We start from the raw sequence: 3,682 nt of genomic DNA, 5'->3' as shown, positions 1-3,682 counted from the left end.
CGCTCCGCTGCGCGCCGTGCCCGCGGCGCGCGCGACCTCCGCTAGCGGAACCGGCCCCGTCCGCCTGTCGCGCCCGCGCCCGACACGCCCGCGCCGGACGCGCCTACGGGGCGGACAGGTCGTCGGCCACCGCGCGCAGCACGGTGGCGATCTTCTTCGCCTCGGCGGGCGCCGGGTGCTTGCCCCGCCGGTAGGTGTTGGAGATGCCGTCCAGCAGCTTGATGAGGTCCTCGGTGATCACGACCATCTCGTCCGGCTTCTTGCGCTTCTGCCGGGCGATCGCCTTCTCCACCGAGGGCAGGGTCTCCAGCGCGCGCAGCTGGTGGGCCTGCTGGCCCCGCCTGCCCTCGACGACGCCGAACTCGACGCGCTGGCCGGGCTTGAGCGCCGTCACCCCGGCCGGAAGCGCCGAGGAGTGCACGAAGACCTCCCCGCCGTCGTCGCGGGTGAGGAAGCCGAATCCCTTGTCGGCGTCGTACCACTTGACCTTGCCAGTGGGCACGGGAACCTCGTCTAGCTCGCTTTGGGTTGGCCCTCAAGATTAGTGCCTCGCCGACTGCCGGAGAACACGTGCCGGACTCCGGAAACCCTTGCGTGGCAGCGGAACGAAGCTACCGGTGAACGTCCGGGACGGCATCCGAATATCCGTCCGGACGCCCTTCCGGATGACCGTTAGCGTTTCGTCCGTCGTAACGGCCGGTCAGCCAATCCGGGAATGGGCGCAGGTCGGGCAGGACGAGGTCCGCGCCGTAGTCGGTGAGCGCCGGGGCGTCGAACGAGCCGGTCGCGACCCCGATCGAGGTGATCCGCGCCGCGCGGGCCGCGTCCACGTCCCCCAGGTGGTCGCCCACGTACACCGAGACGCCGTGCTCGCGCAGCGCCACGCCCTTGTCCGGGCCGAACAGTCCGCCGACCGTGACGTCCACCGGGAGGTCCAGGTGCCGGACGGTCCGCTCGGTGTCGGCCTGGTTCTTGCCGGACACCACGACGACCCGTCCGCCCAGGGCCCGCACCGCCTCGACGGACTCGCGCGCCCCGGCCATCAGCACGGTCGCGGGAATCGCGATCCCGGCGTAGATCGCGCGGTAGCGGGCCGCCATCTCCGGCACCCGCTCCTGCGGGAACCAGTACGCGATCTCCTCCTCGAGCGGAGGCCCGATCCGCCGGACGACGGCGTCGGTGTCGATGGGCACGCCGGTCTCCGCGGAGAGCGCGCGGTAGACGGCGGCGATGCCCGCCCGGGTGTCGGCGAGGGTCAGGTCGAGGTCGAATCCGATGGCGAAGGGCGCTTGGTACGGCACGCGTCACAGGGTAAAGGGGAAGTATGACGGCTTCGCCGGTGGCGGCCGTGCGCCGCCCGCCCCTCGCGTCCGCCCGCGCGGACGGAACCCTGACCTCGGACGAGCCGTCCCCGGACACGCGTACCCGCGCTCTCCCGGTAGTGGCGATGCGACGGGATCCGAGTAGGAGAGCGCGGGAGCTGTGTACGCGGCCGGTTCCGCACCGGTGCGGTGTTGTGGTGGTGCCTGCTGGAGTTATCCCCGCCACCCACCCCGCCAACCCGGCCACCAGGGAAAACACCTGTCCCAAAAGTTCCATGCGCGGCTCAAGGAGGGCCCCATGACCCAAGAGCGAGACTCCGCGTCCCGCACCGGCCCCGGCCCCGGCGGGACCGACGCCCCCGGCGCGCGGGGAGCGGACCGCACCCTCCCGTCCAGCGGCACAGGCCCCTCCGGCACGGGTACCGGCGGACCGGACCGCACCCGGCGGATCGGTCCGCCCCGCGACGACGGAAGTCCGTCCCGCCGAGGCGGAGGCGTCGCCGCGGCCAGGCAGCGCGCGGTCTCCTGGCTCGTGACGCTCATCTCGATCGTGACGACCGTGGTGGTGCTGATCCTCGCCGTCCACATCGTCTTCGTGGCGTTCGAGGCCAACACCGGCAACGCCCTGGTGCACCGGATCGGCATCTGGGCGGACGATCTGGCCTGGCAGTTCAAGGACGTCTTCCAGCCGAAGAACCCCAAGGTCGGAGTCGCCGTGAACTACGGCCTCGCCGCCGTGGTCTACCTGGTCATCGGCCGGATCGTGGTCGCCGTCGTCCGCCGCGTCCGCTGACCTCCCGTGGTCGCCGTCGTCCGCCGCGTCCGCTGACCTCCCGGCCGCCCCCGCCCGCAACCGGACGCCGTGGCGTCAGAAGGCCTCGAGCGGGGACGAGGCGACCAGTTCGGCGGGCCCGCCGTCCGGGTCCAGGACGCGGACGGCCTCGAACGGCCACGCCGCGTCCACCCAGTGCCGGACGAAGTCGGCCAGCTCCTTGGCCAGGCCCGGATGGTCGCCGCCGGACCGCACCCAGAACAGCAGCACGGCCTGGGCGCCGTCCGCCGCGTCCGGCTCGGCGGGGAGCACGTGGATGCGGCCGAGCTGGCGCTCCTCGTCCGGGGTGGTCACGACGTAGGCGAACTGGCGGCGCAGCTGGGCCTCCTTCTGCAGCCACGCCGCGTCCACCAGGGCCTGCTCGGCGGTGAGGTCCGCTTGCGGCCAGCCCCAGTCGGCGTGGAACCGCTCACGCAGCGCGGGCAGGCTGTCCATCACCGCGAAGTAGTCCCGCATCGCGTCGTGGACGGTGATCGGACGGATCCGGAAGCCCTGCCCGGCGACCAGGGTGGGGACCACGAAATCCTCGGGCAGGAAGGCCGTCCGGCCTCCGGTCCGCGGGGACAGCGCCATGGACGGCCCTTCTCGCTCCAGCCCCTCCCGGCGACGGGGGCACGAAGCCAACGACTCTAGTCGTCGGCGGCGGGACCGGACCCGGAGATCGGGGTTTCGGCCACGCGCGCGACGGGGTGAAGGCACGCCCGGTCCGCCGGGATGCCTTAGCCTTTCAGGCGGAGGGGACACACTGAGATGACGACTTCTACGCGCGAACGGATCGTGGCCGAGTCGCTGCGGCTGTTCGCCGACCGGGGCTACGCCGCGACGTCGGTCGCCGAGATCGAGGCGGCGGCGGGCCTGTCGCCCGGCGCGGGCGGCCTGTACCGGCACTTCCGGTCCAAGGAGGAGGTGCTCTCGGCCGCGATCCGCGAGCACATCGAGCGCACCCGGCAGCAGGTCAGCGACGTCCTGGACCAGGCCGTCCAGTACGAGGGCCGGCCGCTGGAGGTCCGCCTGCGGATGACCTGCCAGGCCGGGCTGGCCAAGATGCGCGAGGAGCAGGACCTCATCCGCGTGCTGTTCCGCGACCTGGACCAGTTCCCCAACCTGGTCGCGGAGATGCGCGAGGGCATCGTGAACCCGCTCTACGACGGCATCGCCACCTGGCTCTCCCAGCAGCCCGAGTTCGCGGACGCCGACGAGGACTGGGCCGCGATCGCCTCCATCCTCGGCGGCGCGGTGGTGAACTACTGGCTCGCCAACGAGTCGATGTACGAGCCGCCGACCCGCATCGACGAGAAGCGGTTCGTCGCCGGCTGGGCCCGGCTCGGCCTCGGCCTGGTGCACCTGGACCGCGCGCCCTCCTCCTCCTGACCCCGCGCCGGTCATGGTGGACAGCTTCGCGGACTGGCTGCGCGGACGCGACGACGACGAGCTGCGGGCGCTGCTCGCGGCGCGGCCCGAGCTGGTCGCGCCCGTGCCCGCCGACCTGACCGCGCTCGCCGCCCGGGCCGCGACGCCCGCGGCGGTG

5 protein-coding genes are annotated in these 3,682 nt (G+C 72.8%); 2 read left to right on the top strand and 3 right to left on the bottom strand.

Annotation, left to right across the window (positions count from 1 at the left end; all coding sequences use genetic code 11):
- Nucleotides 1-103 precede the first annotated feature (103 nt).
- Entirely contained in the window at nt 104-502 is a 399-nt protein-coding gene (locus DZF91_RS42980; protein ID WP_117359931.1) for a cold-shock protein, read from the bottom strand.
- 109 nt (nt 503-611) lie between these two features.
- A complete protein-coding gene (locus DZF91_RS26690; RefSeq protein ID WP_235834590.1) occupies nt 612-1,301 on the bottom strand; it encodes an HAD family hydrolase in 690 nt (229 codons plus the stop codon).
- Nucleotides 1,302-1,620: 319 nt separating this feature from the next.
- Here DZF91_RS26690 and DZF91_RS26685 point away from each other — a divergent pair, with 319 nt between their 5' ends.
- Nucleotides 1,621-2,115, top strand: a complete 495-nt coding sequence (locus DZF91_RS26685) for a hypothetical protein (protein WP_117359930.1) — start codon at nt 1,621-1,623, stop codon at nt 2,113-2,115.
- 75 nt (nt 2,116-2,190) lie between these two features.
- Here DZF91_RS26685 and DZF91_RS26680 read toward each other — a convergent pair whose 3' ends face one another.
- Nucleotides 2,191-2,727 (bottom strand): GNAT family N-acetyltransferase, encoded by a 537-nt coding sequence (locus DZF91_RS26680; protein WP_199486914.1) that lies wholly within the window; start codon nt 2,725-2,727, stop codon nt 2,191-2,193.
- A gap of 177 nt (nt 2,728-2,904) precedes the next feature.
- Here DZF91_RS26680 and DZF91_RS26675 point away from each other — a divergent pair, with 177 nt between their 5' ends.
- Nucleotides 2,905-3,525: a TetR/AcrR family transcriptional regulator gene (locus DZF91_RS26675; RefSeq protein WP_199486913.1), complete on the top strand. Its 621-nt coding sequence runs from the start codon at nt 2,905-2,907 to the stop codon at nt 3,523-3,525.
- Nucleotides 3,526-3,682: the final 157 nt, after the last annotated feature.

Origin of the sequence: Actinomadura logoneensis, assembly GCF_003428695.1 — a bacterium.
GTDB classification, from domain to species: domain Bacteria; phylum Actinomycetota; class Actinomycetes; order Streptosporangiales; family Streptosporangiaceae; genus Spirillospora; species Spirillospora logoneensis.
This window is presented reverse-complemented; position numbering and strand designations above follow the sequence as displayed.

Excerpts from the sequence above, each read along its gene's own strand:
- DZF91_RS26675 (WP_199486913.1), top strand. The coding sequence starts at position 2,905 with ATGACGACTTCTACGCGCGAACGGATCGTGGCCGAGTCGCTGCGGCTG.
- DZF91_RS26685 (WP_117359930.1), top strand. The coding sequence starts at position 1,621 with ATGACCCAAGAGCGAGACTCCGCGTCCCGCACCGGCCCCGGCCCCGGC.
- DZF91_RS26680 (WP_199486914.1), bottom strand. The coding sequence starts at position 2,727 with ATGGCGCTGTCCCCGCGGACCGGAGGCCGGACGGCCTTCCTGCCCGAG.